The sequence below is a fragment of the Methylobacterium sp. SD274 genome, from assembly GCF_017355285.1.
Lineage (GTDB): Bacteria > Pseudomonadota > Alphaproteobacteria > Rhizobiales > Beijerinckiaceae > Methylobacterium.
Window position 1 is genome coordinate 1 of the sequence record NZ_JADIJP010000065.1, and the last position, 4,466, is coordinate 4,466.

The window sequence follows — 4,466 nt, forward strand, 5'->3', positions numbered from 1 at the left end:
TTGCGACGCCGGATGCGGCGCGAGACGGTGATGACCTTTGGCGCAACGCTTCCAGCTTGCATCATCGCCATGGAGGCGTGCTGTGGCGCCCATCACATGGGCCGGGCGCTCGCCGCTCAAGGTCACACCATCCGGTTGATGTCGCCGGAATATGTGCGGCCCTACGTCAAAGCCCAGAAGAATGACGACCGCGACGCTGAGGCGATCGCGGAGGCTGCGACGCGTCCGACCATGCGGTTCGTCGCGCTGAAGTCGGAGGCACAGCTCGACACGCAGACCCTGCACCGGGTGCGCGACCAGCTCGTGGGCGAACGCACGGCCCTGATGAACCAAATCCGAGCCGTTCTTCTGGAGCGCGGTCACATCGTCCCGCAGGGACGCGCCAAGCTCGCCGCCAGATTTGAAAATCTGCTCGATACCGAGGCGGTCTCTGACCTCACGCCACGGATGCGCATCCTCGTGGCGGACGTGCGTGAACGCTGGCAGTCCCTTGACGGACGCATCGCAGCCCTCGACGCAGAGTTCGCCGAACAGGCCCGGACCGACGAAAGCGCCCGCCGGCTCACCACCATCCCGGGCATCGGTGCACTCAACGCGACGGCGCTGGTCGCGGCGATCGGTGATGTGGCGACCTTCGCCCGCGGACGTGATCTGGCGGCCTGGCTCGGCCTCGTGCCGCGTCAGGTCACAACGGGCGGACGACCACGCCTCCTCGGGATCACCAAACGCGGCAGCAAGTACCTGCGCAAGATGCTGATCCAGGGCGCACGGGCCGCGATGCCGACTTTGCGCAAGAGCGATACGCTGATCGGCCAGTGGCTACGGGGCCTGCTGGCGCGGGCGCACGCCAACACCGCCGTCGTCGCGCTGGCAGCCAAGATGGCCCGGACCGTCTGGGCGCTGCTGCGCCACGAACGCGTCTATGAGCCGGCGGCGGTGGCTGCCTGAACCGAGCTTGGTCGGCGAAGCCTTCGTCGGCCTCACCATGTCTGCGAGCGGCGAGAGGAAGATGGCCTGACAGTCGATCGGTGTTCTGGAAGCCTCCGGCGGAAAATGGCGCTCGACGCCGACCCCTTTATGAGGACCAGGACGCGCGGATCTCCATCTTGGCCAACGGCATCGCCGGAAGGCCGGATACGTTTATGCAGACTGCTCAGACCAGCGGATCATAAGCCACTTGCGGACGGGGCGGGCCATACGTTTCCGAGGATGGCGTGTACGAGCGCAGCTTTTTTTCTTCGACGCACGCAGGCGAGGCCGACACCTCAAAAAGGTCAGCAACCTCGGTCGTCCGCGTCCGCTCCTCGTGGCCATCGACCGCGCCAGCTGCAAGCCCATCGCGCAGGCGAGCTTCGACGCGGGGCTCAACCTGCCGTCGGACGCCTCCCCGGGCTCATGGAAGCCGAGCTTGCCGATGCCATCGACTACATGGCCAGGCGCGCACGCCCGCGGGGAGGCGCGCGCCAGGGGCCTGCCTGGCGGTGCCCTGGAACCGGGTGCCGGGCAGGGGAGAGGATGCGGGCACACAGGCAGGCCTGATGGGGCCACGCCTCCCCCTCGCACCCCGAGGCCATCATGACGCTCTGAGGAAGGCACGAGATCCCAGGGGGCGCATGCCCTGCCTCGGGTCTTGCCCGTCGTCCCCTCGATGCGCGCCCAGGGCACGCGCGGGGCCATGGTCGAGGCCTTGACGGGGGGTGATGGGCATGGGGACCCCACGAGTAGGGGTAGGGGGTGCGAGGAGGCGTTCGCCCGCAGGTCCCAGCTACTTATGAAATTTTTCTCCGAGGCCTCCGCATTCCGCATTCGATGCCGGCCTAATCCATTGACACCGTTGCACCTTTGCCGCGCCGGAATGCGGAGTGACCGATCGTGACGTCCTACGGCCCCAAGCACGCAGCGCGCAGCCTGAACCCGGAGCAGGTTCGGGCCGCGGCCGACCGCGCCGATGGGACGGTTCCGGAGCCCGCCGCGTCCCCCACAGGGGACAAAGGCGGGGTCTACTCGATCACGGCGCTCGCCGAGATGGCGGGCTTCCACCGCGACACGATCTCCGACTGGACCCGCCGGAAGGAGAACCCACTGCCGACCGTGAGCGGGGGCAGCCACGGCGTCGAGTACAGGATCAGCCTGCGGTGCCTCATCGAATGGCGCGAGGATCAGGCGCGCGTCGAGGGCGCCTTCCAGTTCATGGGGATCAAGGCCCCCTACAAGGCCATCATGGCGAGGGATAAATTCGTCCGCATGGGCGAGAGCGAGCGCGCCCTGGTGTACCGCGCCCCGATGCAGGCGGCGATCCGGACGGCACCACCCCCGTGGTCGCCCTGGCGCCGGCCGGCGTGCTCCGGCGATCGGACGTCGTCACCCTCGACGGCGACAGCTACCGCATCGGGACCCCGACGGACTGGCCCGCCGGAGGCCTGCGCCGGTACCTGCAGGCGCCGGCCTGACGGCCGCTCACCGCTCGTCCTGTTCGAAGTACCCGGACCTCTCGATGTCGTCGATGTAGCAGTCCGTGCCGGACAGGAGGTTGGCCACGCCTTCCATGACCTCCTTCAGTCTCAGGAGATCCACGCGCTTGACGTCGCCGTATAGGATCGGCTTGCCGTCGCGCGTGACAGGGTACCGGAACGAGAAGGAGTTCGGATCGATCGCCGCGAACTCCCGGATGACCTCGCCGACCGCCGTGTTGGCGCCGTCGACGTCCTCGATCTCGAAGTATTCCATGATGCGGTGCACGGATTTCCAGAGCTCGTCCAACCGGTGGGACTGCCAGTTCGGCGGGACGTCGCACCGCCGACCGTACGATGCGATGATGCCTTTGAGCTCAAGCTCGATGAACTGCCGGTAGAGGAAGATGATCGGGAAGACGAGGCTGTCCTTCTCGTAGGATCCCTCCCTTGTCTTCTCGACCAGGGCATCGGCGGCGCCGCGATAGCCCGCGGTCATGATGCCGTGATTGCCGAAGGGGCTGTGGCCCAGGAACGAGTCGTCCGGCGTCCCCGACGCGGTGAACAGGCGGTCGCCCGGTGCTGGCCAGCAAAGCCTCCGCTTCCCGAGGGGCTCTATCTCCTGTTCCGCCATGCCGTCCCCCCTGAGCGCTCGTAAGCCCGGATCGTAGGGGGTTGCCCTGCCCGAGGCGAAGTCTCCCCGCGTGACCTGGAACGCGTAACGGGGTGGGGGGGACACTGCCTCTCGTAGCCAGCGAGAGCCCCCTTGTCCGACGTCGACTGCATCACCCAACTCGATGCCGCCGTACGTGCGGTCCTGAGGTCCGTCCTCGGGATCAAGCGCGTGCTCGGTGTTTATAGAAACGTGGCACCCCGACTAGAGCCGTTCCCTTTCAGATTGGCTCGTAGGCATCGTATCCGGCAGCGGCGAGGTAGTTTCGGCACTCATCCGGTCGGACGGCGGCGAACGCGTTCTCGATGGCGGTGGTTAGGTCGGCGGCGGTCCGTGCTGCAGCCGTTCGGAGGAGAGCTTTGACCTTGGCAAAGACTTGCTCGATCGGATTGAAGTCCGGACTGTAGGGCGGGAGGTAGAGAACCCGCGCGCCGACTGCCTCGATGGCCTCGCGCACCCCGGCGACCTTGTGAGCGTTGAGGTTGTCGAGGATGACGGTGTCACCGGGCTTGAGGACCGGAGCCAGGGTGTCGGTGACGTAGGCCCGGAAGCGCAGACCATTCGTGGCTCCATCGAAGACGGTTCTGGCGATCAATCCCGTGGCGCGCAGGGCGGCGGTGATGGTGGTGGTCTTGTAGTGCCCGTGAGGTACGGCGATCCGGCAGCGCTGACCGCACGGAGCACGGCCATACCGGCGGACCATCTTCGTCGTGGCGGCCGTCTCGTCGAGGAAGACCAGGCGATCTGGATCGAGATCGGGTTGACGCTCGAACCAGTCCTCGCGCGCGGCCTTCACATCCGGCCGCTCCTGCTCGGCCGCGTGGACAGCCCCTTTTTACGGGTGATCCCATGCCGGGCGAAGAAGCGTGACAGGCTGCTCGTGCTGGCGCGGACGCCCCGTTCCGAGAGCCTGTCGCTCAGTTCCCGCAGGAAGGAGAGCGGGTGCTCTTCGTGGATCCGAAGGATCAGGGCCGCCTGCGCTTCCAGGCGCTGCGAGTTGCGGTCGCCGCCCATGGGCCTGGGCGCGATCCGCCCGTCCTGCCGAAAGCGCTCGTGCCAACGGATCGCGCTGGCTGCCCCGACCCCAAAGCGTTTGGCAGCCTGACGCCGCGATGCACCCGCTTCAATCGCGGCGACCACACGCTCGCGCAGATCGACCGACAGGGCTGAAGGCATGGCAATCCTCCCTCACAAGCCCATCCAGTGAATCACACGCCAGCCAGATCGCCTACCCCAAGCGATTCAACCCGCCAGGGCACAGCTCTAGCCGGCCACTTGCGTACTATCTACGTCCGCTTGGGGGCGGGACCCATCCGCACAATCAACGACCGGGTTGGGTGGAT

Annotated in this window: 4 protein-coding genes; 1 reads left to right on the plus strand and 3 read right to left on the minus strand. The window is 67.0% G+C overall.

The window, feature by feature from the left end:
* On the plus strand, window positions 1-948 hold a 948-nt coding region (locus IPV08_RS24180), incomplete at its 5' end, for an IS110 family transposase (protein WP_207414387.1).
* Window positions 949-2,000: 1,052 nt separating this feature from the next.
* Here the strand turns inward: IPV08_RS24180 and IPV08_RS24185 are convergent.
* From IPV08_RS24185 to IPV08_RS24195, 3 genes are all read right to left on the minus strand, one after another.
* On the minus strand, window positions 2,001-2,144 hold the full coding sequence (locus IPV08_RS24185; RefSeq protein ID WP_207414389.1) for a hypothetical protein: 144 nt from the start codon (window positions 2,142-2,144) through the stop codon (window positions 2,001-2,003).
* A gap of 313 nt (window positions 2,145-2,457) precedes the next feature.
* Window positions 2,458-3,084: a hypothetical protein gene (locus IPV08_RS24190; RefSeq protein ID WP_207414391.1), complete on the minus strand. Its 627-nt coding sequence runs from the start codon at window positions 3,082-3,084 to the stop codon at window positions 2,458-2,460.
* Between the two features lie 259 nt (window positions 3,085-3,343).
* A protein-coding gene (locus IPV08_RS24195) for an IS630 family transposase (protein WP_207414393.1) occupies window positions 3,344-4,299 on the minus strand; the annotation gives its coding sequence in 2 pieces (ribosomal slippage) (window positions 3,344-3,948 and window positions 3,948-4,299; 957 coding nt in all).
* Between the last annotated feature and the right edge of the window lie 167 nt (window positions 4,300-4,466).

Bases quoted from the DNA above. Each gene is read 5' to 3' on its own strand.
- IPV08_RS24190 (WP_207414391.1), bottom strand. From the start codon at position 3,084: ATGGCGGAACAGGAGATAGAGCCCCTCGGGAAGCGGAGGCTTTGCTGG.
- IPV08_RS24185 (WP_207414389.1), bottom strand. From the start codon at position 2,144: ATGAGGCACCGCAGGCTGATCCTGTACTCGACGCCGTGGCTGCCCCCG.